This window comes from Marinobacter sp. R17 (assembly GCF_003789045.1).
Taxonomy (GTDB): domain Bacteria; phylum Pseudomonadota; class Gammaproteobacteria; order Pseudomonadales; family Oleiphilaceae; genus Marinobacter_A; species Marinobacter_A mangrovi.
Window position 1 is genome coordinate 155,212 of the sequence record NZ_RHGZ01000006.1, and the last position, 24,965, is coordinate 180,176.

25 protein-coding genes and 1 other RNA gene are annotated in these 24,965 nt (G+C 63.0%); 15 read left to right on the plus strand and 11 right to left on the minus strand.

All coding sequences use genetic code 11. The features are described from left to right. Positions 1-68 precede the first annotated feature (68 nt). The 4 genes from EB809_RS06715 to EB809_RS06730 all read right to left on the minus strand — a co-directional run bounded on the left by EB809_RS06715 (position 69) and on the right by EB809_RS06730 (position 6,734). Positions 69-2,711 carry a NahK/ErcS family hybrid sensor histidine kinase/response regulator gene (locus EB809_RS06715; protein ID WP_123634048.1) on the minus strand — a complete coding sequence of 881 codons (2,643 nt, stop codon included), beginning with the start codon at positions 2,709-2,711 and terminating at the stop codon, positions 69-71. Continuing rightward, positions 2,644-3,807 (minus strand): nitric oxide-sensing protein NosP, encoded by a 1,164-nt coding sequence (gene nosP, locus EB809_RS06720; protein WP_263316978.1) that lies wholly within the window; start codon positions 3,805-3,807, stop codon positions 2,644-2,646. Before nosP ends, EB809_RS06715 begins: the two co-directional genes overlap by 68 nt. 230 nt (positions 3,808-4,037) lie before the next feature. Then, entirely contained in the window at positions 4,038-5,132 is a 1,095-nt protein-coding gene (locus tag EB809_RS06725; protein WP_407944067.1) for a porin, read from the minus strand. A 213-nt stretch (positions 5,133-5,345) separates the two neighbouring features. Next, on the minus strand, positions 5,346-6,734 hold the full coding sequence (locus EB809_RS06730) for a WS/DGAT domain-containing protein (RefSeq protein WP_317848707.1): 1,389 nt from the start codon (positions 6,732-6,734) through the stop codon (positions 5,346-5,348). A gap of 494 nt (positions 6,735-7,228) precedes the next feature. Between EB809_RS06730 and EB809_RS06735 the strand changes: the two genes are divergently transcribed. Beyond that, on the plus strand, positions 7,229-8,158 hold the full coding sequence (locus tag EB809_RS06735) for an alpha/beta hydrolase (protein ID WP_123634051.1): 930 nt from the start codon (positions 7,229-7,231) through the stop codon (positions 8,156-8,158). Positions 8,159-8,365: 207 nt separating this feature from the next. Here EB809_RS06735 and EB809_RS06740 read toward each other — a convergent pair whose 3' ends face one another. After that, the gene (locus tag EB809_RS06740) at positions 8,366-8,647 is read right to left on the minus strand and encodes a polyhydroxyalkanoic acid system family protein (RefSeq protein WP_123634052.1); all 282 of its coding nucleotides are present in this window, start codon (positions 8,645-8,647) and stop codon (positions 8,366-8,368) included. A 222-nt stretch (positions 8,648-8,869) separates the two neighbouring features. On the opposite strand from EB809_RS06740, the gene ubiE reads away from it, so the two are divergent. The 9 genes from ubiE (at position 8,870) to EB809_RS06785 (ending at position 15,102) form a co-directional block, all read left to right on the plus strand. After that, the gene (ubiE, locus tag EB809_RS06745) at positions 8,870-9,655 is read left to right on the plus strand and encodes a bifunctional demethylmenaquinone methyltransferase/2-methoxy-6-polyprenyl-1,4-benzoquinol methylase UbiE (RefSeq protein ID WP_123634053.1); all 786 of its coding nucleotides are present in this window, start codon (positions 8,870-8,872) and stop codon (positions 9,653-9,655) included. Then, the gene (locus tag EB809_RS06750) at positions 9,655-10,302 is read left to right on the plus strand and encodes an SCP2 domain-containing protein (RefSeq protein WP_123634054.1); all 648 of its coding nucleotides are present in this window, start codon (positions 9,655-9,657) and stop codon (positions 10,300-10,302) included. Before ubiE ends, EB809_RS06750 begins: the two co-directional genes overlap by 1 nt. Next, positions 10,299-11,942 (plus strand): ubiquinone biosynthesis regulatory protein kinase UbiB, encoded by a 1,644-nt coding sequence (gene ubiB / locus EB809_RS06755; RefSeq protein WP_123634055.1) that lies wholly within the window; start codon positions 10,299-10,301, stop codon positions 11,940-11,942. The genes EB809_RS06750 and ubiB overlap by 4 nt, the downstream gene beginning before the upstream one ends. Before the next feature lie 26 nt (positions 11,943-11,968). Further along, positions 11,969-12,394, plus strand: a complete 426-nt coding sequence (gene hisI, locus EB809_RS06760) for a phosphoribosyl-AMP cyclohydrolase (protein ID WP_123634056.1) — start codon at positions 11,969-11,971, stop codon at positions 12,392-12,394. Then, positions 12,391-12,735: a phosphoribosyl-ATP diphosphatase gene (locus EB809_RS06765; RefSeq protein WP_123634057.1), complete on the plus strand. Its 345-nt coding sequence runs from the start codon at positions 12,391-12,393 to the stop codon at positions 12,733-12,735. Before hisI ends, EB809_RS06765 begins: the two co-directional genes overlap by 4 nt. 120 nt (positions 12,736-12,855) lie before the next feature. Beyond that, positions 12,856-13,089: a Sec-independent protein translocase subunit TatA gene (gene tatA, locus EB809_RS06770; protein WP_123634058.1), complete on the plus strand. Its 234-nt coding sequence runs from the start codon at positions 12,856-12,858 to the stop codon at positions 13,087-13,089. Between the two features lie 11 nt (positions 13,090-13,100). Continuing rightward, positions 13,101-13,547, plus strand: a complete 447-nt coding sequence (gene tatB, locus EB809_RS06775; RefSeq protein WP_123634059.1) for a Sec-independent protein translocase protein TatB — start codon at positions 13,101-13,103, stop codon at positions 13,545-13,547. 104 nt (positions 13,548-13,651) lie between these two features. Next, the gene (gene tatC, locus EB809_RS06780) at positions 13,652-14,383 is read left to right on the plus strand and encodes a twin-arginine translocase subunit TatC (RefSeq protein WP_223807854.1); all 732 of its coding nucleotides are present in this window, start codon (positions 13,652-13,654) and stop codon (positions 14,381-14,383) included. Next, positions 14,380-15,102: a 16S rRNA (uracil(1498)-N(3))-methyltransferase gene (locus EB809_RS06785; RefSeq protein WP_123634061.1), complete on the plus strand. Its 723-nt coding sequence runs from the start codon at positions 14,380-14,382 to the stop codon at positions 15,100-15,102. The genes tatC and EB809_RS06785 overlap by 4 nt, the downstream gene beginning before the upstream one ends. A 4-nt stretch (positions 15,103-15,106) precedes the next feature. Here EB809_RS06785 and EB809_RS06790 read toward each other — a convergent pair whose 3' ends face one another. Genes EB809_RS06790 through EB809_RS06805 form a run of 4 tightly spaced genes read right to left on the minus strand, consistent with a single transcriptional unit; the run spans position 15,107 to position 19,543 of the window. Continuing rightward, positions 15,107-16,336: an FAD-dependent monooxygenase gene (locus EB809_RS06790; RefSeq protein WP_123634062.1), complete on the minus strand. Its 1,230-nt coding sequence runs from the start codon at positions 16,334-16,336 to the stop codon at positions 15,107-15,109. Continuing rightward, on the minus strand, positions 16,333-17,607 hold the full coding sequence (gene ubiH, locus EB809_RS06795; protein WP_123634063.1) for a 2-octaprenyl-6-methoxyphenyl hydroxylase: 1,275 nt from the start codon (positions 17,605-17,607) through the stop codon (positions 16,333-16,335). The genes EB809_RS06790 and ubiH overlap by 4 nt, the downstream gene beginning before the upstream one ends. Positions 17,608-17,621: 14 nt before the next feature. Then, positions 17,622-18,938 (minus strand): Xaa-Pro aminopeptidase, encoded by a 1,317-nt coding sequence (pepP, locus tag EB809_RS06800; protein WP_123634064.1) that lies wholly within the window; start codon positions 18,936-18,938, stop codon positions 17,622-17,624. A 14-nt stretch (positions 18,939-18,952) separates the two neighbouring features. Continuing rightward, entirely contained in the window at positions 18,953-19,543 is a 591-nt protein-coding gene (locus EB809_RS06805; protein ID WP_123634065.1) for a UPF0149 family protein, read from the minus strand. A gap of 296 nt (positions 19,544-19,839) precedes the next feature. Between EB809_RS06805 and EB809_RS06810 the strand changes: the two genes are divergently transcribed. The 4 genes from EB809_RS06810 (at position 19,840) to EB809_RS06825 (ending at position 21,427) form a co-directional block, all read left to right on the plus strand. After that, positions 19,840-20,046 carry a TIGR02449 family protein gene (locus EB809_RS06810; RefSeq protein WP_123634066.1) on the plus strand — a complete coding sequence of 69 codons (207 nt, stop codon included), beginning with the start codon at positions 19,840-19,842 and terminating at the stop codon, positions 20,044-20,046. Positions 20,047-20,100: 54 nt separating this feature from the next. Continuing rightward, positions 20,101-20,391 (plus strand): cell division protein ZapA, encoded by a 291-nt coding sequence (locus EB809_RS06815; protein WP_123634067.1) that lies wholly within the window; start codon positions 20,101-20,103, stop codon positions 20,389-20,391. Positions 20,392-20,476: 85 nt separating this feature from the next. Beyond that, a non-coding RNA gene (ssrS, locus tag EB809_RS06820) (6S RNA) lies at positions 20,477-20,658 on the plus strand. Positions 20,659-20,707: 49 nt separating this feature from the next. Further along, positions 20,708-21,427 carry a 5-formyltetrahydrofolate cyclo-ligase gene (locus EB809_RS06825; RefSeq protein ID WP_123634068.1) on the plus strand — a complete coding sequence of 240 codons (720 nt, stop codon included), beginning with the start codon at positions 20,708-20,710 and terminating at the stop codon, positions 21,425-21,427. Between the two features lie 52 nt (positions 21,428-21,479). On the opposite strand, the gene EB809_RS20930 is transcribed toward EB809_RS06825, so the two are convergent. Together EB809_RS20930 and ilvA are read right to left on the minus strand one after the other, a co-directional pair. Beyond that, the gene (locus EB809_RS20930) at positions 21,480-21,641 is read right to left on the minus strand and encodes a hypothetical protein (protein WP_190294844.1); all 162 of its coding nucleotides are present in this window, start codon (positions 21,639-21,641) and stop codon (positions 21,480-21,482) included. A gap of 330 nt (positions 21,642-21,971) precedes the next feature. Then, a complete protein-coding gene (gene ilvA, locus EB809_RS06830) occupies positions 21,972-23,501 on the minus strand; it encodes a threonine ammonia-lyase, biosynthetic (RefSeq protein WP_123634069.1) in 1,530 nt (509 codons plus the stop codon). A gap of 220 nt (positions 23,502-23,721) precedes the next feature. Between ilvA and rpiA the strand changes: the two genes are divergently transcribed. After that, on the plus strand, positions 23,722-24,393 hold the full coding sequence (gene rpiA, locus EB809_RS06835; protein WP_123634070.1) for a ribose-5-phosphate isomerase RpiA: 672 nt from the start codon (positions 23,722-23,724) through the stop codon (positions 24,391-24,393). Positions 24,394-24,965 lie beyond the last annotated feature (572 nt).

Genomic DNA, 24,965 nt, shown 5'->3' on the forward strand with positions numbered 1-24,965 from the left:
CCAAAGAACGTTGGGCTTCCTGCGTCAGCCCAACCTACCCGTCGCTCCCCGCCCCGGGGCACGATCACCTACCCCAACAAGAGATGATGCAGCACACTCCGTAGCTTCAGCGGCTTCACCGGCTTGTTGATCAGGTGATACCCGAGGCCACGAATGTGCTGCTTGAGTTCGTTGGTGTAATTGGCGGTGATCATCACCACCGGCACCGCGTCATCACGCCGGGCATGGATGGCGGCGACGGCATCGACGCCATTCTCGTCGTTATCCAGGTGGTAGTCGGCGAGGATCAGATCCACCGGCGTGCCCGAAATATCCAGCTGCTCGTCCAGATCGTCCACGGACACCGCCGTCACGACCTCACACCCCCACCCTTCCAGCAGGGTGCGCATGCCATCGCAGATGGACCGGTCGTTGTCGATCACCCAGACCCGGCTGCCATCGAGAGACTGCGGATGGACCGGCACGGACGCGTCGGTCGGTTGCTGGTCCGGCCGCAACTGCCCGAGTGGGACTTCCACGGCAAACATCGACCCCTGACCTTCCACCGAATGTACGGTAATCCGGTGATCCAGCATCCGGGCAATCTTGTCCACAATGGCCAGCCCAAGACCCAATCCCTTGTCCTGCGGCGCGCCGGCGGGGCGGATGCGCTTGAACTCCTGGAAGATCTCGGTGAGCTTGTCGGCAGGAATGCCCGGTCCGGTGTCCCAGACCTCCAGCACCACGCTGTGGCGCTTGCGGCGGCAACCCAGCAGGATGCGGCCCTCGCCCGTGTAGCGTATGGCGTTGGTGAGGAAATTGCGCAGGATGCGGGCCAGCAGCTGGGAGTCCGACTCCACCACGGCCGAGCACGGCACGAAGTGCAGGTCGATGCCCTCGGCCGTCGCCATCTGGCGGAACTCCCGGGCGATGTTGTTGAGCAGGTCACGCAGGTCGAAGGCGTTGATGTCGGGCTTGATCACGCCCGCATCCAGTTTGGAGATGTCCACCAGCGTGCCCAGCAGGTTCTCCACATCGTCGAGGGAGGTGCTGACCGAGCGCACCAGACCTTCAGCACGCGGGCCGAAGGACTGCTCCATCAGGGCGCTGGTGAACAGGCGTGCGGCGTTGAGCGGCTGCAGCAGGTCGTGGCTGACGGCCGCCAGGAATTTGGTCTTGGACAGGTTGGCCCGCTCCGCTTCCATCTTGGCGTCACGCAACCGCGCCTCGATCACCGCCCGTTCGCTGATCTCCTGGCGCAGCTTGTTGTTGAGGCCGGTGAGCGCGGCGGTGCGTTCCTTCACCCGCTGCTCCAGGTTGTCGTAAGCCTGTTGCAGGGCCAGCGCGGTGCGGCGGCGGTCGGTGATGTCGCGGATCAGGACGAAGAAGCCGATGACACGACCGTCACTGCCCCGGTTGGGCACGTAAGAACGCAGCATGTAGCGCTGCTGGCCGCGGGCGTTGCTCTCCTCGAATTCGAAGGTGACGTTGTTGCCCGCCAGCGCGTCCTCGACGTGCGGCATCAACCGGGCGTAGAGCTCCGGCGTGTGCACATCTTCCAGGTGACGTCCCAAAAGCGACTGGCTGCCGTCGCCGTACCAGGCCTCATAGACCTTGTTGCAGAACTGCACGGTCAGGTCCGCGCCGACATAGGCGATCAATGCGGGCACGTGGTCGGTGACGACGCGGATCCAGCGCTCGCTTTCGCGCAGGGTTTCGGCGTAGCGGTAGCGCTCGGTAATGTCGGTGTAGGTGTTGACGTAACGCCCGTCTGTCATGGGGTGGGTGCGGATTTCCAGCACCCGGCCGTCCCGCGCCCGGTGTTCCAGCGCGTGGCAGGGCTGGCCCTGCGCATCCACGCTGGCCGGCGTCAGCAGCGGCGTGTCGGACAGGGCCATCAAGGCATCGACGCGGGTGTCCTGGCTCACCTGGCTTGGCAACAGTCCGGTCAGGGTAACGAAGCGGTCGTTCCAGATTTCCGGCTTGCCTTCCTCGTTCACCAGCACCACGCCCTGGGACAGGTTATCCACCGTCGATTGCAGCAGACGGGACTTCTCCGCCAGCGCCCGCTCCCGACGTTCGTCCTCGGTGTTCTTCACGTCGGTGATGTCGGAGTACAGGATTACCAACCCGCCTTCCCGGGTGGGGCGTTCACTGACCTGCACCCAGCGCCCGTTGGCCAGGCGATAGACCACGCCGCCGGACTGGCTGTCCCGCTGCTCTTCCACCACCAGGCCGGTTTCCACGGCCAGGCGCTTCATGTCGGCGATGGCCACGCCGGGCTGGATGGCCTCGCCGTTGTCCGCCCAGTAGCTGCGGAAGCGGCTGTTGGTGAGCACCACGCGGTGCCGGTGATCGAACAGGACAAAGCCGTCAGCGATGCTCTCAATCGCGTCGATCAGACGCTGACTGGCGGTTTCGGCGTCTTCCCGGGCGGCGATCAGGGCGCGGTTGCTCGACTTGAGTTCGGTCATCGCCAGGTTCAGGGCTTCGGTGCGCTCCCGTACCTGCTCGGCCAGCACGACGGAATGCTCGAAGGCAGCATAGGGCGCCGGCTTGTGGGCACCGCTGGACTCCACCCGGGTAATCAGGGCGTCCCGGATGGTCCGTAGGCGGGCGTTTTCCGCCTCCAGCTCGGCGATGCGCTGATCCCGCGCATCCGGCTCATTCGCGATCGGCAGGGGGCTGGCCAATGACCACTCCGGTAAAGGTCTGGTTGATGTGCATGCCATCGAACTGTTCGCCGTAGGTGTTGAAGCCAACGACCCGGTGCTCCACCAGGAAATCGGACGTCTCCTGCACGAAGCCGGAATACTCGGCTTCCAGCCGGCGCAGAAAGCAGTCGCAACCAATGGTCAGGAGCGGCGGACCGACCTCCTCTTCGGCCAGCGCCAGCTGTTCGCGCAGGTTGGCCAATAGTGGCCCGGGGCGCATGGCGGTCAGCACGATGCCGGTTTCCACCGCGCAGTAGAAGGTCAGGCTGCCGTCGTCATTGACCCGCTGGACAGACCGGACGAAATACTGATCGCCAATACGCACCGCCATGGGCCGCAGGGCAAACACCTTGCGATCCAGTTCGGCGACGGTGACGCCGGCCGCTCGGGCATAGGCTTCCGCCGCCGGCTCGGCATTGAGTTCGTAGACGGTGCGTTGCTCACTGTCGGCCCGGGTCACGACCAGTTTGTCGTCCCCTTCCAGCATGTGGTGGGTCGAGAAGACCCGGAAATCGAGTGAGGTGTTCACCATCAGGACGATGGCGGCGTTGGTGTGGAAGGCACCCTGAAAATAGACATGGGTGTTGGCCAGGCGCTCGTCGTCACCGGCGGACCCGCCAAAATGGGGAATGCTGCCCAGTGCTGCATTGAGCGTTGTCAGGACCAGTTCCTCCCGGCTCGAGAGGCCATCCAGCAAGGTGATGGCGAAGGTGTGCCCCTTAACCGGCGCCAGCGACGCTTCGCGGAACGTGGCCAGCAGATTGTCCACAAGACTCTGGGCGTCCTGCAGGCTGAATTGTTCCAACTCACCGATCAGCGCGCAGTCCACGGAAAAATAGCGACGGTCAAAACCGATGGCCGTGATGCAGCCGCGCCCGTAACCTTTCGGCGTGATTTCCCCGGCGGAGGTGCAGCCGGTGACCTGGATCTCCGGAAAGACGTGTTCCAGGGCAATACCCAGCCTGGCCAGGTCGTACTCGGCGGAACAGAAAAACAGCACACAGGCCAGATCGGGATGGTAGAGCTGGCTGGCCAGACTGGTGGCAGCCAGCTGTGGGTCGCGGGCATCGGAGCTGGCCACGCGGACCGGTGCAACGGAGGTAACGGGTAGCATGGCTTTGGGCTCGCAACCAGAATGTTTCCACTCCGATTCTACGCGCTCCAGCCACGCGTCCAATTCAACTTCAGTGCCGCTGCGGGCACGACGCATTCGAACGTAGGCCATTGATTCTCAAGCTCTGAAAACGCCCATCAACACCCTTACAGCCGCACCTGGCCGGCAAAACGACACTTTGGTAGTAGGCGGCCGGCCCGATTCACCGGCCGCCTGCTTCGCCTGCCGGGTCAGAACAGCACGATGGCACCCAGGGCGATGGTGTCCGCATCGGCGGCATCGGCGCCGGTGGACTTGGTGGTCTGCTCGAACATGTTGTATTCGGCGACCAGCTTGAAGTTACTGTTGATGTCGTGGAACAGGCCGATGGACGTGTTCTCGGTTTCGAAATCACCGATATCGGAGTCCGTTTCACCGTAGGACAGCACCAATTTGTTGGAACCCAGCTGGTAGGCGCCCTGCACCAGGAAACCGTCGGCGTTGTCTTCCGGCAATGCGGCGGCCTGGTTGGTGATCAGCACGGGCGGATCGCCATCCGAGTTGAAGCCGGAGGCGGCCAGGGTCAGGCCGGCCACGCTGGCTTTCAGGCCGTAGCCCACAGCGGATGAATTCACCTCGGTATCGGTGGTGTCGCTCTTCGAGGTCTGGTAGCGGCCGTTCACCCAGGCGGTCAGGGCCACGCCGTTGAGATCCATGTTGTAGGTGATCTCGGATTCGAAGCGGGGCGCTTCCTCATAGGCGTCGGAACCGGCAGTCGAGGCCGGATCCAGAATACCGGCCGCGATGTTCAGGCCACCCATATCCGGAGACCGGTAGGTGATCTGGGCGGTCGGCGTCGGATAGGCGTAACCGGTGCGGATGTTGCCGAACGATACGCCACCCGGCGCGCCCGGCGATCCGAAGCCCATCAGGATCTCATCCAGGAAGATGTTGTTGCGGGAATACAGGCCAAAGTCCTTACCGATCAGCACCTGACCGAAGCTGCCGTCCACCGTGGCGTAGAACTGGCGCACGTCGATCGAGGTATCGGTGGGTGAATCCAGGCTGTCGTTGATGCTGGTCCAGAAGGAGGACCGGCCGCCCAGGGTCAGGTCGCCCATCTCCTTGCTGAAGTTGAAGCCGATGGTATTGGGCAGGAAACCCATCTTGACCCGGGACTGGCGCACGTCGGCGATGTTGTCGTCCCGGTTCACGTAGAACGCGTTGAAATAGCCGTCCGCAGAGAAAGTCGTTCCGTCCTCGTTATAGAGCTCGACGGCCGCATTGGCCTGCGCGGCCACACCCGCGGCAATCGCGAGCGCGAGAAGCTTCTTGTTGTTCATCATAGCCCCCAGATGTTGTTGTTCGATCATCAGGGTCGCCGGACAGCGGGACCGGTCGCCCTGGCAGGCATCCGTCGGGATGCACAGGCCCATGGTCGGTTAAGGGCTGTGGGGGAGATATGCGCCAAGAGCGCTGATTTGGCGGTCTTTTGGGAGGTAACGCAGAAGCGACTTTAGCCTTACGACCGTACCGGCCGATGGTGCTATACCGGAGAGTTACTGCCAGTTCTGGAGAGCTTTGACGCAATCATCGAGGAAGGGTTTGGGATCCGCCATGACGGCTTCGTCCGCCACCACGCCAAACTGTACGCAGCCGGCGTAGCTGACAATGCTCACCCCCAGTCCGATGTCGCCGGACTGGGGCACCCAGAACATCTGTTCGCGCACCCTGCAACCGGCCAGATAGCGCGGCTCCGGCGTGCCCGGGACGTTGGAAACCACCGCGCTGGCCTTACGGCAGAACAGGTCCGCCACCGATTGCTGCCAGCCCCGGGGCAAGAGTCCGGCCGAACACATCAGCCCCCAGGAAATCCCCGGTTGCCAGGAGCGCTTGAGGCGGCGGGTCTCATGCTTCACCCGGTACAGGCACTCCAGCGGGCTGTGGGCATCCACCGGCAACGGCACGAAGACGGTGCCGAACAGGTTGCCCAGTTCGCCGGGTTCGGGCTTCACCGAGTCCGGCAGCAGGCCGCGGATATCCACCGGTACCGCAGCGTGGAGCAATACCTCTTCCAGATCCAGCTCGTCGTTTTCCAGCTGCTTCCGCAGGGCCTGGGCCACACAGGCCAGCAACACATCGTTGATTTTGCAGTGTGTGGTGTTGGCGATGTGACGGAACGCCGCCAGCGGAATCGGCGCCGACCAGCGACACTGGCGTCGGCCCAGCAGACCCGGTTTGAGGCGCGTCGGCGTGTCTTCCGGCTCCAGCACGTATTCGCTGAGTTCGTTGACCAGTTTGAGCCCGGTCCAGGCGGCCTTTTCCAGTTGCCGCCGACGTTTCGACAGAGCGTCGGCCGGCTCGTCCGAGGCCTCGACATCTTCCACGTGGCCCTCATCCGCCAGGGTGACCTGCGACTGCAGCCAATCCCAGCCCGCATCCAGCCAGCGATTGGCGCCGGTGATCCGATCGCCGCCGGCCAGGTCCGGCGGCATGGCGTCGGGTGCGGTGGTGGTCAGCGCGTTGAACAGTTCAATCAGGGACAGGCCATCGGCGTAGCAATGGTGCATGCGCAATAGCAGCGCCGCCCCACCCTGGGCCCGGGGAATCAACCAGAAGCCCCAGCGCGGACGGTAGTCCGGCATCGGCTGGTTGAGGCGGGCCGACAGCCAGGTCTGCAGGCGCGCTTCGTCCATGGGTTCGGGTTCAACGTGGACGTGGTGGCGCAGGCGGAACAGGTCGTCCTCTTCCCAGACCCAGGCCGCGCCCTTGCGAACCGGCCGGCAGCGGAAACGGGCAATGCGCAGCCAGTGGTTCTCGAGGAAATGCCGAAAGACGGGGGCCGTCAGACCGTCCACCCGCAACAGGACGGTGATGGTCATGGGGTTGGCGGGAGACTCCATGGAAAGCCAGGCGGCATCGACCGGGGACAATAAGCTGGATTCCATGTGACTCAACGTCTGACCCTAACTGATGCGGTAGCTGAACAACGCCCCGGCGGTTGTTATTGGTACCGGTGACATTCCCATGACAGGCAAAGCATTGTGCCAGACATGCAGGACCCGCTCCATATCGCCTGCCACAAACTGAAAAACCCGTAACAACGCGATATTACAAAAAATAACCCGCACCCGGGCGGACATCCTTATACTCGGGGTAAGGAAAAGATTGCACCCTAACTTGTCATCCCGGGCCAATGCAGTATTAAGACCATGGTCTAACGACCACCCTAACCCCCTGATTCTTCGTGCTATAACTTGGGGTGACCCAAATGGCAGCGAAAAAGGGGTAATCCGCGCCAATAAAGGTCTGGAATAATGGGTTAGTGTCCACTCAGGGACACCAGCACTGACCGGGTGAACCTCACAAAACAATAAGCCGTGCCGTTCATTTCTGACGTATAACCAGGCAGGGCACCATAACCCGGATACGGGAGGCCGACATGAAAGCAAGTCACGTTCGCAAGCTGATCAAGCCGATCGACAGCGCCTATTCGGAGATGTTCTCAGGCCGCGTCTATCGCGTGGGCAAGGGCGCGGTGTCCGTGCGCAACCACAGCGGTGAAGCGGAACAGACGGTGATTGGTGTTCACGGCTTCCTGGAAAACCATTGTTACTTCACCCAGGCCTACGAGTCCCCCACCACCGAGCTGATCCTGCTGACCTGCAGCAACTACCACATTCCGGTCAACGGCGTGACGCCGGAGACGCCGGACTGGGAAGTGCCGATCAAGCACCTGGAAGCCACCATCGAATACGACGCCTGTATCCTGAACCAGGCGCTGGCCAACCTGCCGACCACCGAACGGGTCCGGCTGCACGGCCACTCCCGCGGCGGCGCGGTCATTCTGGAAGGCGTCCGCCAGCGTCCGGAGCTGTACGAGAACGTGGAAGTGGTGCTGGAAGCGCCGGTGCTGCCCCAGGCCAGGCTGCACGCGCTGGTGACCACCCTGCTGGAACCGGTGAGCCACGGCATGTGGCCCTGGCTGATCCGTCTGATCAACACCGCGCCGTCATCGGCCTACGGCCAGACCTTCTTCGGCAAGATGAACCCGCGCAAGAAACAGCTGCTGAGTCACCTGTTCTCCGCGACCCGGGATCACCTGACCATCGTGCGCAACATCGAGAACATCATGGCGTGGATGGAGCGCACCCCGACGGACGTCTACAACGACATCCGCCACGGCACTTTCCTGATTCCGCAGGTGGATCGCATCCTCGATCGCGGCGCCATGCTCAACAGCGCCCGCCAGAGCCCGACCACCATGCGCATCATTGAAACCGAAGCGCCCAGCCACTTCATCACGCTGGACAGCAAGGAGTGGATTCCGTCGCTTGAGACCTTGCCCCCAGCATCTTCCGGGTTGGCCTGAAAGCACGGGATTTCGCGAAGCGAATCTCAGCGAGCGGACAGCAAGCTCAAGCGAGGCCGCGAATGAACACCCTTGCCTCCGCTGGAATTGACGGCCGTCCCTGGCCGCAATTCCGACCGGAACGTCCCTGTCCCTCCTCCGGCAAGGGCATTCATTCGCAGCCAGTCAAGCCCGGTGGTTACGCAAGATTGAAATGAGAAGCCTAAATCAGGCCCCGTCGACCAGCTTGTCCAACTGGGACTGAATTTCAGATTCGAACCGCGACTTGAACGGTCGCAGCATCAGACCCAGCTCCAGGTGCACCTGCAATTCTTCCGGCGTCACGTTGAGATGCCCTTTCACGCCGCTGCGCTTGAAACGCAGGGTGTCGCCTTCCCACTGGTAATCCACATCGAACTGTTTGGACAGATCCTGGGCCAGGGATTCGGCGGCCTGGCGGGCGTGGTCGTGATCGAGGGAGTGGTGACGGTTGATATCAATGGTGGACATGCTTACCCCGGTAAATGATGGAAAGGTTGATTCGGGCGCCTTCTGGGAGGGCCTTTAAATGGTTTACCCGGCAGTTTAAGGCTTTCCCATACGGGCGCAACCGGGTGCCTGACAACGCTTCCCGCTTGTAGCCTGCCGTCTTCCCGTTAGAATACAGGATTGCCCGGCGAGGACGGCTGAATGTTCAGCCCGCGCCTTCATTTCCCGAGGGGACCACTGCTCATGACTGACCCGCAGACCAAACACGCCGAGACCCAGTCGTCACCGGACGAAAGCACCGACTTCGGCTATCGCCAGGTGCGGCGTTCAGAAAAGGCTGGCCAGGTGGCAGAGGTCTTCCATTCCGTGGCCGGCAAGTACGACATCATGAACGACCTGATGTCGATGGGCATCCACCGGCTGTGGAAACGGTTCACCATCGAGCTGAGCGGCGTGCGTCCCGGCCACCGCGTACTGGACATTGCCGGCGGCACCGGCGACCTGACCATGAAGTTCTCCGACCTGGTGGGCCGTGACGGGCAGGTGGTGCTGGCCGACATCAACGCGTCGATGCTGCAGGTGGGCCGTAGCCGCCTTACCGACCGCGGCTACGTGGGCAACATCGAGTACGTCCAGGCAGACGCCGAGCACCTGCCCTTCCCGGACAACAGCTTCAACGCCGTTAGCATCGCTTTCGGCCTGCGCAACGTCACCGACAAGGACCAGGCCCTGCGCGACATGTGCCGGGTGCTGAAGCCTGGTGGCAAACTGCTGGTGCTGGAATTCTCCAAGCCCACCAACCCGCTGCTGAACAAGGCGTATGACCTGTATTCCTTCAACGCCCTGCCGCTGATGGGCCAGCTCATCGCCGGCGACAGCAGCAGCTATCAGTACCTGGCGGAATCCATCCGTATGCACCCGGATCAAGACACCCTCAAGGGCATGATGGACGCGGCCGGCTTCGTACAGACCCGCTACCACAACATGACCGGCGGCATCGTCGCCCTGCACGCCGGGATCAAGCCCTGATGTTTCCAGGCCCGACCCTGCAGGCGGCGGTCACCCAGGTCGTCGAACAGGCCCTCAACCGGGCGCTGGCCCTGGATCCGGCGGGACGCCAATCCCTGCTGGACGCCGTGGCGGCGCCGGTGCAGTTCGATTTCAGCGGTCTCGGGCTCTGCCTGTCCCTGCGGACGGTGGGCGAACAGGTGCAGGTGGGCAGCACGCCGCCGGAGGACGCCGTGTTGATCGTCAGCGGGCGCCCCATGGCGTTTGCAGCGCTCGCCCAGGGCGACGATCGGGTCTTCAGCGACGAGCGGCTGCAGGTGCAGGGCGATGTCAGCCGGGCCCATGCGCTGCAGCGCGCGCTGGCGCGGCTCCAACCCGACTGGGAGGCCGCGCTGGCCCGCTACACCGGTGATGTGCCGGCGCATTTCATCGGTCAGCGCGTGCGCGGCGCCCTGCGCTGGCAGAAGCAGGCGTTCGCCTCGCTGAACGCCAACCTGGAAGAGTACATCCACGAAGAAAGCCGGTCCCTGCCCGGGCGCAACGAACTGGCCGCCACCTTTGAAGACATCGACCAACTGGCCCTGCAGACCGACCGTCTGTCCGCCCGCCTGAACCGCCTGCAACAGCAGCTCGATGCCGATTCATCCCCGTCGACGGAGTCGTCGTGACGCGCATTCAACGCCTTTTCCGCATTGCCTGGGTTTTCAGCAAGTACCGACTGGACGAATTCCTCCCCCTGGCCGACCTGCCCTGGCCACTGCGGTTCCTGCTGCTGTTCGCTCCCTGGCACCTGTTCCCGACCTATCGCGCCAGCCGGGGTGAACGACTGCGCCTGGCCCTGGAGGAACTGGGCCCGATCTTCGTCAAGTTCGGCCAGATCCTGTCCACCCGCCGCGACCTGTTGCCGGACGACATGGCCAACGCCCTGCAACAACTCCAGGACCGGGTGCCGCCGTTTCCCGGCAGCGAGGCCCAGGCCATTGTGGAAGACTCCCTCGGCCAGTCCGTCGGTCAGCTGTTCAAGACCTTCGACAGCAACCCTATGGCGTCCGCCTCGGTAGCCCAGGTCCACGAGGCGACCCTGCATTCCGGACAGTCCGTGGTGGTCAAGGTCATCCGCCCCGGCATTGACCGGGTCATCCGCCAGGACATTGCACTGATGCTGATGATGGCTGCGGCGCTGGAGCGGTACTGGTCGGAAGGCCGGCGCCTGCGTCCGGTCGAGGTGGTGCGCGATTACGAGCAGACCATCCACGACGAACTGGATATGCAGCGCGAGGCCGCCAACGCCTCCCAGTTGCGTCGCAATTTCGAGGGCTCCACGCTGATTTACATCCCGGAAGTGTTCTGGGACTACACCGCCCGCAAGGTGCTGGTGATGGAACGCGTCCAGGGCATTCCCGTCGCCGACACCCAGGCCCTGAATGCCGCCGGCGTGAACATGAAGGTGCTGGCCGAGAAAGGCGTGGAAATCTTCTTCACCCAGGTGTTCCGGGACAGTTTCTTCCACGCGGATATGCACCCGGGCAATATCTTCGTGGACGCCAGCAACCCGCAGGATCCGCGCTACATCGCCATCGATTTCGGCATCGTCGGCACCCTGGCGCCGGAAGACCAGAGTTACCTGGCCCGCAACCTGCTCGCCTTCTTCCGCCGGGACTACCGGCAGGTGGCCGAACTGCACATCCAGTCCGGCTGGATTCCGGCCCACACCCGGGTCAACGAATTCGAGGCCGCCATCCGCACCGTGTGCGAGCCGATTTTCGAACGCCCGCTGAGCGAGATTTCCTTCGGTCACTTCCTGCTGCGCCTGTTCCAGACCGCCCGGCGCTTCGAGATGGAGGTCCAGCCACAGCTGGTCCTGCTGCAGAAAACCCTGCTTAACGTCGAAGGCCTGGGTCGCCAGCTTTATCCCGAACTGGATCTGTGGAGCACCGCCCAGCCCTTCCTGGAAACCTGGATGCGCCGTCGCATCGGCCCGCCGGGCATGTTCAAGACCCTTAAGGAACACCTGCCCGCCTGGCTGGAACAGTCGCCGGAAATGCCGCAACTGGTGCACGACGCGCTGTTGCGGGTACGCGACCTGGATCGCGCCCCGGCGGCCGATCAGGCTACACTGAAGGCCTTACAGGACGCCGAGGAAGGCCGCCGCCGCAGTTTCCGGCGCACGCTTCTGGGCGTGGCCTGCCTGGCCGGCGCCTGGCTGACCACACAACCGGTCAGTTGGGCCGCGATCTCGACCATTCCCACCCAGGGCTGGATCCTGATTGCCGCCGCCGGCTGGCTATTGATTGGCCGGCGCACCTGAACGAGACACAACCGGACCGGAGAACCATGCAAGACACGACTGCCATCCCCACCGACTGGCTGGATGAGATCAAGTGGGACGACCAGGGCCTGGTGCCCGCCATCGCCCAGGACGCCGCCAGCGGCGATATCCTGATGATGGCCTGGATGAATCGCGAAGCCCTGGAGCTGACCGCCGCGGAAAATCGCGCCATCTACTGGTCGCGCTCGCGCGGCAAGCTCTGGCGCAAGGGCGAGTCCTCCGGCCACGTGCAGCAGGTGTCCGAAATCCGCCTGGACTGCGATGCCGACGTGATCGTCCTGAAAGTCGAGCAACTGGGCGGCATTGCCTGCCACACCGGACGGCGCAGCTGTTTTTACCGGCGCCTCGAAGACGGCCAGTGGGTCAGCGTCGAGCCGGTGCTGAAAGATCCGGACGCCATATACGGTCACAAGGGAGATCCGTCCGCATGAGTGATACTCGGAACGATGTATTGGGCGAGCTGGCCAAGGTTCTGGAAGCGCGCAAGGCCGCGAGTCCCGACAGTTCCTACGTCGCCAGCCTGCACCACAAGGGCCTGAACAAGATCCTGGAAAAGGTCGGCGAGGAATGCACCGAGATGCTGCTGGCCGCCAAAGACGCGCAGCAGACGGGCGAGAAAGACGAGCTCATCTACGAGACGGCGGACCTGTGGTTCCACAGCCTGGTCGCCCTGTCTCACCTGGGCCTGGGACCGGATGACGTCCTGCAGGAACTGGCGCGACGCTTCGACCTGTCCGGCCTGGACGAGAAGGCGGCCCGAAAGCCGCAATAAAACAGTAACAAACAACGACTACTGTGCCGTCTGGTAATCGCTCCGTCATCTGCGGCTTTACCAACCCCGTTGCAGGTAGCGTACAATCAAAGACACAACACCTATCGTGAGGGCTCTGACATGGGTATCAGCATCTGGCAACTACTGATCGTTCTCGGCATTGTGGTCCTCCTGTTCGGCACCAAGAAATTGCGCAATATCGGTACCGACCTGGGCGGAGCGGTCCGCGGCTTCAAGAAATCCATGGCCGACGAAGACCAGAACCAGAAAAAGGAGTCACTGGACCAGAGCGAGGACGGCAACGTTTACGAAGCCGCCCGCACTGAATCCGCTGACAAGAAAACCCACAGCTGAGCCGACGCCCGATGTTCGACATTGGCTTCATGGAGCTGCTGATCTGCGGCATCATCGCCCTGCTGGTGCTGGGCCCCGAGCGTTTGCCCGGTGCCGCCCGCAGTGCGGGCCGCTGGGTCGGACGCACGCGCCGGCTGGTGCGGCAGTTCACCAGTGAGCTGGATCGGCAGATCAAGGCCGAAGAGCTCAAGGAACAGCTCCGCAAGGAAGGCGGGATCGACCTGGATGGCGTCGAGAAAAACGTCCGCGACGGCCTGAGCAAGGCCCGTGACTACGAGCACCTGCTGGTGTCCGACGAGGACAAACGCAGCGATCGCCCTGCACCGCCCGCCCGTGAGGAAGCCCTGGAAGAAGCCGGCTACTACGCCGAGCAGGACGCGGCCGCCGCCGCTGAACAGCGCGCCTCCGATTCCGATGCCCCGCAGGACAAACAGGCCACACCGGAAAACCGAACATGACGTCGCGCCCCTCTGGAGATGCCGTGTCCTCCACCGACGAGGAAAAGCTCAAGACGCCACCGCCCGCCAACGACGGTCCTGACGAGGAGGAACTTCATCAGGAAATGTCGCTGATCGACCACTTGCTGGAGTTGCGCAACCGGCTGCTCAAGATGGTGCTGGCGACCCTGATCTGCTTTGCCGGGATCTACCCGTTCGCCAACAAGATCTACCTGTGGATCTCCCAGCCCCTGCGCGACCTGCTGCCAGAAGGCCAGGTGATGATCGCCACGGACGTCACCTCACCGTTCTTCGCACCGTTAAAGCTGGCGCTGGTGCTGTCGGTGTTCGTGGCCATCCCCTACATCCTCTACCAGCTGTGGAGCTTTGTAGCGCCCGGCCTGTATCGCCATGAGAAGAAGCTGGCTTTCCCGCTGCTGTTCTCATCGGTCGTGCTCTTCTACCTGGGCGCCGTGTTTGCCTACTTCGTCGTCTTTCCGCTGGTGTTCGGCTTCTTCACGACGGTCGGGCCGGAAGGCATTTCCGAGATGCCCGACATCAGCAGCTACCTGACCTTCGTGCTGAAGATGTTCTTTGCCTTCGGGGTGGCGTTCGAGATTCCCATTGCCGTCATCCTGATGATCCTGGCCGGCATCACCACGCCGGAAGATCTGGCCGCCAAACGCCCCTACGTGGTCGTGGGCTGCTTCATCATCGGCATGCTGCTGACCCCGCCGGACATCATCTCCCAGACCCTGCTGGCCGTGCCCATGTGGGTGCTGTTCGAGCTGGGCATCCTGTTTGGCCGGCTGGCCCGCCGGCGCACGGAAGACGCACCCGCCGACGAGGCGCCATGAACCTCGGCCTGCTGTTCGACGAGGATTTCGTGGACGACAACCGGGTGATCTTGCGGGACCGACGCCGCAAGCACCTGGAAGAGGTCCTGAAGGTCGACGTTGGCGATCGCGTGCCGCTGGGCCGCGTCAACGGCGCGATGGGTTACGGCACCGTCGATTTCCTGGACGCCCGCGAAGCCCGCCTCTCGGTCACCCTCGACACGCCGCCGCCGGCGCCCTTACCGCTGACCCTGGTACTGGCCATGCCGCGCCCCAAGATGTTCCGACGCGTCCTGCAGACCTGCGCGGCCCTGGGCGTAAAGGACATCTGGCTGATCAACGCCTACAAGGTGGAAAAAAGCTTCTGGCAGACGCCCTGGCTCTCCGACGCGCACCTGCGTGACAACCTGACGCTGGGGCTGGAACAATCGAAAGACACGCAGATGCCCGAGGTGCACATCCGCCAGCGCTTCAAGCCGTTCGTGGAGGACGAGCTGCCCGGCCTGATGCGGGAACGCCCCGGCCTGGTCGCCCATCCCGGCACCGACGTGCCCTGCCCCGCGCACACCAACACCCCGGCGACCCTGTGCATCGGTCCGGAAGGCGGTTTTATTCCCTACGAGGTGGATAAACTGGTGGAAGCCGGCGCGCGGGCCGTCCACCTGGGTTCACGCATTTTACGGGTGGAAACGGCGGTGCCGGTGCTGGTGAGTCGCCTGTTCGACGCCTGCGAATTCTGAGCCTTCAGACGGCGTCGATACCCATCGCCTGAGCCGCCAGCCGGTTCTTGATGCCGCCCTGACCGTCCAGCCAGCGCATGCCGGCATTGCGGATCCAGCGCAGGGGCAGTTCGTCCCGCGCAAACAGCTGCTTGAAGCCTTCCATCGCCGCCATCATGGCGAGGTTTTCGCCCTTGCGGCGGCGCTGGTAACGGGCCAGGGTCGACGGCTCACCCGCGGGTAATCCACTGTCACGCAGACGCGCCATTTCTTCCAGCAACACCCGCACATCGCCATAGCCCAGGTTCACGCCCTGGCCCGCCAAGGGGTGGATGGTGTGGGCGGCGTCGCCGATGAGGGCCAGGCCCGGTTTGACGTAGTCCTTGGCGTGGCGCTGGCGCAGCGGGAAGGCAAAGCGACGGGAGACGGCCTTCACCGCACCCAGCTGGCGTTCAATGGCCGCTTCCAGTTCCGCGGTGAACGCCGTGTCGTCCAGCGCCATCAACCGCCGCGCTTCGGCCGTGTCCTGCGACCAGACGATGGAACAGAAGTGGCGACTGCCGGCTTCGTTGGCCAGCGGCAGGAACGCCAGCGGGCCGGTGGGCGAGAAACGCTGCCAGGCCGTCGCCTGATGCGGCTGGACGGTTTCCACCGTGCAGACGATGCCCTGCTGGTCGTAGTCCCATTCCCGCGTCGGCAGGCCGGCCCACTGGCGCACCCGGGATTGCGGACCGTCCGCGGCCACCACCAGATCGGCTTCCAGACGACGACCGTCTTCGAGTTGAATGCGATGGCTCCCGGCGGCCTCTTCCGTCCAGCCGCTCACCGACACCCCGGCGAACAGGTCCAGAGAAGTATCGGATACAGCGGCCATCAGGGCGCGCACCAGGATCCGGTTTTCGACAATGGTGCCCAGCGACGACACGCCCATGGCCGGGGCCTCAAAGTGGATGCGCCCGGTGCCGTCCGCGTCCCAGACGGTCATATCCGCGTAGGGGCAATGCCGTTCGGCCGTCACGTCACTCCAGACGCCGAGGGCATGCAGCAGCGCCTGACTGGCCAGCGACAGGGCGCTGACCCGCGGCTCGAAGTCATCCACTGTCGCAGCGGGCTCCAGCGGGCGCAGGGTTTCTTCCAGCGTCGCCGCTTCCACCAGACCCACACGCCAGCCTTGCTGACAAAGACCCAGTGCGGCGGCGGCGCCGGTCATGCCACCGCCCACCACCAGGATATCGAAGCGTTGGACGTCACTCATGAGCGTTTTCCTGCAGAACGGCCGGCCGCGTTGGGGCCCAGCCCCATGGCTCGGCGGGCAAACCAGCGCCGGGCGCCGGGAACCAGGTCCATCCCCACCAACCCGGCGTCCCGGGCCGCGGACAGCGCCCGGGAGTGGTGACCAAAAATCTGGATGAGCGAATCGGAAAAACGGACGGTGTCCCGCTGATCCTGCCGGTGACGGGCCTGATAGCCCTGCAACACACCCATGTCACCCAGTGGGCGGGCAGAGGCGGTGGCCTGCTCGAACGCCTCCACCAGCGTCATCAACCCCCGCAACGCCAGGTTAAAGCCCTGCCCCGCCACCGGATGCAGCGTGTGGGCAGCGTTGCCGACCAGCACGATGCCGGGGCGCACGGCCTCCTGCACGGTGGTGAGGGTCAACGGGTAATGGGCGCACTCGCCCATCTTCACAAAACGGCCCAGGCGCCAGCCGAAGCGGGCCTGCAATCGCGCCAGCCGCTCGCCCTCGTCCAGGGCCAGGGTTTCTTCCAGGGCCGCATCGGCCAGCGTCCATACCAGGGCCGCCTCTCGCCCGGCCCGACCGGGCTTGCCCCGCGGAAGCAGCGCCAGCGGTCCGGCGTCGGTAAACCGTTCGTAGGCCACAAAATCATGGGGATGGCTGAACGTGACGTTGGCAATCAGGGCGTTCTGGCCATACTCGCTGGTCTCGACGTTGAAGCCCAGTTGCTCGCGCAGGCCGGAGCGACCGCCGTCGGCCACCACCAGGCAGCGAGCCGTGAGGGACGATGACTCGTCATCCTGTTCCAGTCGCGCCGTAACCCCTTCACTGAGCGGCTCGACACCGACCACTTTTGCCGGGGCCTTCCAGCTGACCGAAGGCTGTTCCCCCAGCGCCCGCATCAACGCCAGCCCGAGCAGCCGGTTGTCCACCACGTAACCCAGGGCATCCTGACCGTGCTCCTCGGCGGACAGCCGGGTCGCGCCGAAACGGCCCCGGTCCGACACATGGATGCGCCGGATCGGCGTGGCATGGGGGCTCAACGAAGACCACAACCCCAGGTCGTCGTAGATCAGCCGCGAGCCCCAGGCCAACGCCGTGGAACGGGCGTCGTAGCTGGGCTGGTAGTCCTCGGGACGGGCGTCCGGCGACAGGGGAAAGGCTTCCACCACGGTCACCCGCAACTGCGGCAGCCGGTGGGCCAGCGCCAGCGCCAGGGTGGCGCCGGCCAGGCCGCCACCGGCAATCAGGATATCGGTATCGAACGCAGGAGAATGCGGCTCGCTCACGGGTCGTGCAGTCCTCAGTCGGCCATCAGGGCTTCGATGTCGGCGATGGTTTTCGGCGCGCCCTCGCTCAGCACGCGGCAGCCCTCTTTGGTGACCACCACATCGTCCTCGATGCGGATGCCGATGCCCCGCCACTGCTCATCCACATCCATATTGTCCGGCGCGATGTACAGGCCGGGCTCCACCGTGAGCACCATGCCGGGCTCCAGCACCCGCCAGGCGCCACCGACCCGGTAATCGCCCACGTCGTGCACATCGAGGCCCAGCCAATGTCCCGTGCGGTGCATGAAGAACGGCCGGAAGGCTTCCTGCTCCAGGGCTTCCTCCAGCGTCATGCCCTTGAGGATGCCCAGATCGATCAGCCCCTGGGTCAACACATTGAGAGCCGCCTCGTGCGGATGGTTCCAGTGATTGCCCGGCTTGACCGCCTCGATGGCCGCATCCTGGGCCGCCAGCACGATCTCGTAGACCGCCCGCTGGGGATCGGTAAACCGGCCACTGACCGGGAAGGTCCGGGTGATGTCGGAGGCATAGTTGTCCAGCTCGCAACCGGCGTCGATCAGGACGAGGTCGCCGTCTTTCAGCGGCGCGCGGTTCTCGATGTAATGCAGGATACAGCCGTTGGCGCCACTGCCGACAATCGACGGGTACGCCGTGGAGCGGGCACCGTGGGACATGAACGTATGCAGCAGCTCGGCTTCCAGGTTGTATTCATGACCGCCCTGGCGCGCCCGTTTCATGGCATTGCAATGGGCCTCGGCGCTGATCTTGCCGGCCTTGGCCATCACCTTGATTTCCGCCGCGCTCTTGTAGAGGCGCAGGTCGTGCAGGCTGTGTTCGAGGGCCACGAATTCACCCGGGGGATGGGCCCCGGTCCGCACCTTGGAACGGATCGTCTTGACCCAGTCCATCACCTGGTTGTCGAACGCCTTGTCCTTGCCCAACGGATAGTAGACCCGACTGCGGCCCTCGATCATCCCCGGCAGGATGTCGTCGATATCGGCAATGGGAAACGCGTCGTCGAAGCCGAGTTTTTCGATGGCGCCTTCCGGGCCCATCAGGAAACCGTCCCACAACTCCTTCTCGGGGTTGCGCTCCTTGCAGAACAGGACCGCCTCGCCGTGCTCCCGGCCGGGGATCAGCGCCAGCACCGCATCCGGCTCCTCGAAACCGGTCAAATAGTAGAAATCGCTGTCCTGCCGGTACGGATGCAGCACGTCACGATTGCGCACCCGCTCGGGCGCCGCCGGAACGATGGCAATGCTGTCCGGCGCCATGAGTTCACTCAGGGCCTTGCGACGGGCGGCAAATTCTTTGATCGGCATGGACATAAAAGGGGCCTCTCTCAGTGAAGCGTTTTATCAGCGGGCGGTTCCGGGGCATTGAATTCGGTAAACACCGTGAGCGCGCCCACCCGCACGTACTCGGTAATCTCGTTGAACTGCTGTTCGCCTTCCTCGCTGTCGCCCTCGCCTTCGGCGACCTGGCTGATGGCAACCAGGTCTTCCACCAGCTCGCGGACCTCGCCAGTGGCTTCGCCTAATTGGCGGCTGGCCATGACGGCCATGCCTTCCAGGAATCCCCGAACCCAGGCGGACAAGGCCTGCAGACGCTGATCGAGGGCATAGTCGTCGTCCGGCAGCAGCGGGGCAAAGCTCAGGTCGGACGATTGCAGCGAGGCCAGGGTGACCTCGTAGGCGGTGTCCAGGAAGGTCTGCAGTTCTTCACTGCTCTCAACCGCCTCCGGCGCCACGCCCATGTTCTCGCAGGCCAGGGCGCGCCATTCGTCCGTCTTCAGGCGACCGCCCGCGGCCAGCCGGCCACAGAGACCACCGTGCAGTTCGGCGGGGTGGCTGAACGCCTTGTAGGAGGCGAACAGATTGGCCCAGGATTCGAAGTCACCCAGGGACGGTGTTGTGGATTCGTTCTCGGTCATTACTCGACTTACGTTGGCTACTTTGAATGGGTCACTATCGTAGCACCCGCAGCCGGCAAAGGCATCGGGCACGCCCGCCGGAACCGGCGTTCTTCCTGACCGGGCGCAACTTTTCTGCAACCGCTGCCCACAACGTCGCCAATCTGCCCTGTGACGTGGACGGCGTCGCAGATCCGGCCAACATGACGGGACGGCAAGGTCCGCAAATTGACCCCCTAACGGGCCGCATTTATAGTTGATCGGGTAACTTACGGAGAATTCCTCTTCCAGACTCTTCGCCCAGGAAGTAGAACGCCATGGATCAGTCCGAACTGCAGGCCCTCGCCGACAAGGTGGATCGCCTGATTGCTCGTTGTCAGAAACTGGAGCAGGAAAACGCTTCCATGCGTCAGATGCAGGATGACTGGAACCGCGAACGCGCCCAGCTTATGCAGAAAAACGATCTCGCCCGAAACAAGATCGAAGCGATGATTGGCCGCCTCAGAGCACTGGAGCAACACTGATTCCGGCTTTCAAGGGACGCCAGAATCGCCACCCGACTTAATCAGAGGTTCCCGATGCCCGACAAACCCACCACGGTCGAAGTCAACATCCTCGACAAGTCCTACCTGGTTGCCTGCCCGGACGAAGCCCGCAGCGAGCTGCAACAGGCTGCCCGCCACCTGGACTCACAGATGCGGGAAATCCGCGCCAGTGGCAAGGTCTTCGGCACCGAGCGAATCGCCGTCATGGCCGCCCTAAACATCACCCACGAATTGCTCCAGAACGACGTGTCCGAAGGCGCTTCCAAAGTGCTCGATCGGATGAACAGCCGGCTGGATGAAGCCCTGGGCGAGTCCGGCAACTGATGCCGTGACCTCATTGTCATTTCCAATGATGGGGATTTCCGAAACGGGTTTGCAATCGCACCCGGTCTAGCCCGTATAATGACTTCACTTCCTGGGGTGTTCGCTGGTCGGATACGTCCTCGAGCCGATGCGCAATACCCAGGTGGCTACTTCAGGGCATTGTGAGCATGTCCCCCACGCAGGGGAAAGCCTAATGTGTCACAGCGGCCACCACCTTGAACTTTAGGGTTCAAGGGCCACATCCGATAACGGCATCCCGGGAAGCTTTCTTTCTCTCTTGCGCCCGCCCTCACTGCTTCAGGACAACGGACCGCACGTGACTGCCTTCTTGCCTCCCCTTCCAGCCAGCCCGGATCGCAAACGCCTCCGCCGCCAGTTGCGCCAGCGCCGCCGCTCATTATCTCCAGCCGCCCAGCGCAAGGCCTCACGAGCCCTGGTGCGCCAGTTGATGCGCTACTTTGGCCAGTCCCGTGCACGTCATATCGGGTTGTATCTCCCCAACGACGGTGAGATCGACCCCCGGGCGTTTATCGTTGAAGCGCGTCGCCGACGTCAGACGGTCTATCTGCCGGTCCTGCACCCGATTCTCGGCAACCGTCTCTGGTTCTATCGACTGGACCCCACTACCCGACTGAAACCAAACCGCTTCGGAATCCCCGAGCCGGCCTGCCGGAATGCTCCGCGTCGGGCGCCCTGGGCGCTGGATGCGGTTCTGATGCCGCTGGTGGGCTTTGACCGGGAGGGTGGAAGACTCGGTATGGGAGGCGGCTTTTACGATCGTACGTTCGCCTTCAAACATCTGGAAGCCGCTCGACCTCCGGTGCTGATCGGACTGGCCCACGACAGCCAGCAGGTGGAACGACTACCGATCCAGTCCTGGGACGTGCCCATGAACGCGGTGATTACGCCCGCACGGCAGGTGGCCTGTGATACAGGTGGTGTGCAGGAGCGACAGGAAGCGGGCCGGTTGTTCATCGGCCATTATCGGCTGGGCGAGAAACGACAGGGACGACTGCGGCGCCGCACCCGGAATTGAGAGGAAAAGCCCGACAAAGTGCCGGGACTTTTCTTTACGCTCGAAAAGCTTGTCAGTCTTCCAGCAATTGCAGCAGCGGTGAATCCGACGAGTCGGCCATGCTGACCGCCCTGGATTTCGGTTCGGACGCCTGCAACGAGGTCAATCCGGTCACCGCCAGACCAATGACGAAAAGAAAAACGAGCGCCCGTATGACGTCAGGCTTTCGTTCCATGGTTTTGCATCCCCCAATGCGAACGGCTAATTGGCCGTTTTCTATCTCTGTTTTTAATGTGCGCAGCCTGGACACCCGACCGGACTGAAAGTATGACGAGCCCGTCATGAATCCCGGACTTCAAAACCTTACATCAATCAGGTGTTTATTTTTTATTCAGAGAATTGCTCTAAATAGTATCAGCTAACTGCGGTATTACAATTTTTTACAGGTTACAGAAGGTTCATTTTTTGAAAGCGTTCGTAGGCCCGTAAAAAACCGGCCGGAATCCGCCATTTAACGCGGATTCCGGCCGGCCTGGAGTGAGACTGAGGTTGTCCCGGTAAGTTCCTAGCGCCCGTTGCCGTTCCCCAGGAACAGCCGATAGGCCTCGTTGTCGGTCACGTCCTCATAGCGGAAACCGACCTTGTCGAGCATCTTGGTGAAGGCGCCGGTCTCATGATCCTCGACCTGCGCGCCCATCAACACGCGACTGTAGGCCGCACCATGATTGCGGTAATGGAACATGGAGATGTTCCAGCGGGTGCCCAGCGACATCAGGAACTTCAACAGCGCGCCCGGGCGTTCCGGGAACTCGAACTGGAAGACCTTTTCGTTGTGGATATGCGGCGCATGGCCGCCCACCATGTGACGGATGTGCTGCTTGGCGATATCGCTGTCGGTCAGGTCGATCACCGGATAGCCACCGTCGCGCAGATCCTGCACCAGTTCGTCCCGGCCGAGGCCACCGGACTGGATCTGGATGCCCACAAAGATGCGCGCCTCGTCTCCGTCGGAGAACCGGTAGTTGAACTCGGTGATGTTGCGCTTGTGCAGTGCGTTGATGAACGACTTGAAAGCGCCCGGCCGCTCCGGGATGGTGACCGCCAGGATCGCCTCGCGCTGCTCACCGATCTCGGTTCGCTCCGAAATGTAGCGCAACCGGTCGAAGTTCATGTTCGCGCCACTCAGGACACCCGCGAGGTTCTGGCCCACGATGCCTTCGCGCTGCACATATTTCTTGATACCGGCAACCGAGAGCGCGCCGGCCGGCTCGCAGATGGAGCGGGTGTCGTCGAACACGTCCTTGATGGCGGCGCAGATCTCGTCCGTGGACACGGTGATCACCTCGTCCACACACTCCTTGCAGACGTCCCAGGTGTTTTTGCCGATCTGTTTGACCGCTACACCGTCGGCAAAGATGCCCACTTCATCGAGCACCACACGCTCGCCGGCCGCCAGGGCGGCCTGCAGGCAGTTGGAGTCTTCCGGCTCCACCCCGATGACGCGGGTCTCCGGACGCAGGTATTTGATGTAGGCCGCCATCCCGGCGATCAGACCACCGCCACCGACCGGAACAAACACGGCATGCAGCGGCTTGGTGAACTGCCACAGCAGTTCCATGGCCACGGTGCCCTGGCCGGCAATCACATCCGGGTGGTCGTAAGGCGGGATATACGTCAGCCCCTGCTTTTCCATCAGCTCGGCGGCATGAGCGGCGGCTTCGTCAAAGGCATCGCCCTTGAGCACAACCTTCGCACCGCGATCGCGGACCGACTTGACCTTGATCTCCGGCGTGGTCTGGGGCATCACGATCACCGCCTTGATGCCCAGCTCCTGGGCCGCCATGGCCACACCCTGGGCGTGGTTACCGGCGGAAGCACAGATCACCCCCTTTTCCCGCTGTTCCTCGGTGAGATGGGCAATTGCGTTGTAGGCGCCACGGCACTTGAACGAGAAAACCGGCTGCAGGTCCTCCCGCTTGATAATAATGTGATTGTTGAACCGCTTGGACAGGTTACGGGCATGAGTCAGCGGCGATTCAATCGCCACATCGTAGACTCGGGCATCGAGTATTTTCTTGATGTAGCGCTGTGGCATGGAGCAATTCCCTTCTCTGGGTTTTCGGGTTTGTGAGTCCTGATGGACTCGTGAGTGAATGGTGGGTGAAAACCCTCAAGTCTAAGGACTTAGCGGCCGGGGCGTCCAGCACTATTGGCGCGCGTTCGCGACGCAGGTCAGCTTTTCCTGTATGCCCGTTGGCCGGCCCGGTATACTGGTGGCCCTTCGACAATTCCCATTTCCATCTGGCGAGGACGCTATGACCCAGGACGAACTGAAACAGGCCGTCGCCCGGGCCGCCATCGACATCATCACTCCCAAGCTGGCCAAAGACAGCGTGATCGGGGTAGGCACCGGCAGCACCGCGAACTATTTCATCGATCAGTTGGCCGAGCTGAAATCACGCTTTGATGGCGCCGTCGCCAGTTCGGAAGCCACCGCCGATCGCCTGAAACAGCACGGCATCCCGGTCTACGACCTCAACTCGGTCACCAGCCTTGAGTTCTATATCGACGGCGCCGACGAAGCCAACGATCACCTGGAGCTGATCAAGGGCGGCGGCGCGGCCCTGACCCGGGAGAAGATCGTGGCAGCGGTCGCCAAGACTTTCATCTGCATCGCTGACGAATCCAAGCGGGTCGACCTGCTGGGCGCCTTCCCGCTGCCGGTGGAAGTCATTCCCATGGCCCGCAGCCATGTGGCTCGGCAGATCGTCAAACTGGGCGGCGACCCGGTCTATCGGGAAGGTGTGGTGACCGACAACGGCAACGTGATCCTCGACGTTCACAACCTGACCATCAACAACGCCATCGAACTGGAGCGGGATCTGAACCAGATCGTGGGCGTGGTGACCAATGGCCTGTTTGCGCATCGTCCGGCAGATATCCTTTTGCTCGGGACGCAGAACGGGGTGGAAACGGTGGAGCGGTAGTCGTTCCAACCGTCGAGCACCTGGCGGCGCCTCAGTATCGTAGGTTGGGCTGACGCAGGAAGCCCAACAACAGGCGGGCACGGAACGTCCCCATTATCGCAGACACGCTTGGAGCATGGTTTCTCAAAAAAACCGGCGTGGCGACCACGGAAGGGAATGAGATTGGCGGCAAACCCGGCCTGTTGGGCTTCCTGCGTCAGCCCAACCTACGATGCCCGAGTTAAGGCAAATGTAGCCGACGCTTTAGAGGGTGTTGCAAAAGCGTCGCGAGCGATAGCCAAACAAGGCGAAAATCAACGAAAGAGCGCAGTTTACGGGTTGTAAATGAGCATCTTGATCGGACTCGCGCACGAGGCGATTTTCAACGCCGTATGGCTAAGCGCAGTAGCTTTTACAACACCCTCTTCAGCTTCGGAGCAGCTCGCAGAGCTGCCCTGCTTTATCGACAGCCTCCGGGATACCCCGGCACCCACATCGGGATAGGGGGGAGCCTTCTGGCTCCGCCCCTCCCACACCACCCGGCAAGCGGGTCCGCACCGGGCGGTTCGAGAAGTTGAGGTTTACGAGAGACG